This window comes from Roseateles sp. P5_E11 (assembly GCF_054049355.1).
The window spans coordinates 1-1,901 of record NZ_JBFUMO010000829.1 but is presented as its reverse complement, the minus strand read 5'-3'; the positions used below and the strand labels follow the sequence as shown (position 1 = coordinate 1,901).

Annotated in this window: 2 protein-coding genes; both read left to right on the top strand. The window is 67.4% G+C overall.

All coding sequences use genetic code 11. The features are described from left to right. Positions 1 to 767, top strand: a 767-nt coding sequence (gene lpxA / locus ACXJKR_RS31115; RefSeq protein WP_457326141.1) for an acyl-ACP--UDP-N-acetylglucosamine O-acyltransferase, incomplete at its 5' end; no start/stop codon positions are given. A gap of 4 nt (positions 768 to 771) precedes the next feature. Next, a complete protein-coding gene (gene lpxB, locus ACXJKR_RS31110; RefSeq protein WP_457326140.1) occupies positions 772 to 1,896 on the top strand; it encodes a lipid-A-disaccharide synthase in 1,125 nt (374 codons plus the stop codon). Positions 1,897 to 1,901 lie beyond the last annotated feature (5 nt).

Sequence of the window (1,901 nt, the reverse complement as noted above, 5' to 3'; positions counted from 1 at the left end):
TCGTCGACCCGGCCGCCGAGTTGGACTCGTCGGTCGAGGTCGGCGCCTACACGCTGATYGGCCCGCACGTGAAGATCGGCGCCGGCACCAAGGTCGGCCCGCATGTCGTCATCGAAGGCCACACGACCATCGGCCGCGACAACACCTTCTTCCAGTTCAGCTCCATCGGTGCTGCCAACCAGGACAAGAAGTACGCGGGCGAGCCGACGAAGCTGGTCATCGGCGACCGCAACACGGTGCGCGAATTCTGCACGCTGAACATCGGCACCGTGCAGGACCGCGGCGAGACGACGGTCGGCAACGACAACTGGATCATGGCCTACTGCCACCTGGCCCATGACGTCGTCGTCGGCAACGAGTGCGTGCTGGCCAATAACGCCACGCTTGCGGGCCATGTACAGGTGGGCGACTGGGTCACCATTGGCGGCCTGACCGGCGTGCTGCAGCGCATGCGCATCGGCGACCACGCCATGATCGGCTTCCAGGCCCATGTGGCCCAGGACGTGCCGCCCTTCATGACCGTGGACGGCAACCCGCTCGCGGCGCGTGCGGTCAACATCGTCGGCCTGAAGCGGCGCGACTTCAGCAGCGAGCGCATCGGCGTCATCCGCCAGATCTACAAGCTGCTCTACCGCAGCGGCCACACGCTGGATGAGGCCAAGGCCGGCATTGCAGCGCTGCGTGGCACGGAAGCCGGCGCGGCAGATGGTGACATCGACCTGATGCTGAACTTCCTCGCCGCCTCCACGCGCGGCATTGTTCGGTAGCCCAATGCAGACCGCGCCCCGCCTCGGCATGGTGGCCGGCGAGGCCAGCGGTGATCTGCTGGCCGGCCTGCTGCTGCAGGGCCTGCGCGCGCGCTGGCCCGGGCTGACCTCGCAAGGCATCGGCGGCCCCAAGATGATCGCCCAGGGCTTCGAGACCTGGTGGCCGCACAGCAAGCTCTCCATCTTTGGCTATGTCGACGCGCTGCTGAACATCCGCGAGCTGCTGTCCATCCGCAAACAACTGGGCACGCGCCTCATCTCGAACCGGCCCGATGTCTTTATCGGCGTTGACGCGCCCGACTTCAACTTCGGGCTGGAAACGCGGCTGCGCGAGGCCGGCATCAAGACGGTCCACTTCGTCTGCCCGTCCATCTGGGCCTGGCGGCCGGAGCGGGTCGTGAAGATCAAGGCGGCGGCCGACCACGTGCTGTGCCTTTTCCCGTTTGAGCCAGAGATCCTGCACAAGGCTGGCATCGGCGCAACCTACGTGGGCCATCCTTTGGCGGATGCGATTCCGATGGAGCCACCACGCGCCGCAGCGCGTGAGGCGCTGGACCTGGCCGAAGCCGACACCGTCATTGCCCTGCTGCCTGGTAGTCGCAGGAGCGAGATCAACTACATCGCGCCGGCGCTGATCGGTGCGGCGAAGCTGCTCGCCCGGCCCGGCCGCCGCTTTGTCATGCCCGTCGTGCCGGGCCTGCGCGGTCTCATCGAGCCCATGCTGACGGGGGTCGACATCCAGCTCATCGACGGCCAGTCCCACACGGCCCTGGCGGCCTGCGACCTGACGCTGCTGGCCAGCGGCACCGCCACGCTGGAGGCGGCCCTGTTCAAGCGTCCCATGGTCATCGCCTACCGCATGAACGCGCTGAACTGGTGGCGCATGAAGGGCCGCGGCCTGCAGCCCTGGGTGGGCCTGCCCAACATCCTGGCGCGCGAGTTCCTGGTGCCTGAATTGATCCAGGACGCCTGCACACCCGACAACCTGGCGCGGGAGGCGGAAAGCCTGCTTGCCGATGCAGCGCGCCGTGCCGCCCTGCACGAGCGCTTTGTCCAACTTCACGAGCTGCTGCGGCAAGACACCGCGCAGCGTGCCAGCGATGCCATCGCGACGCTCATCCAAGCCTGAACAGG

Coding starts and splice junctions, on each gene's coding strand:
- lpxB (WP_457326140.1), top strand. CDS start 772: ATGCAGACCGCGCCCCGCCTCGGCATGGTGGCCGGCGAGGCCAGCGGT.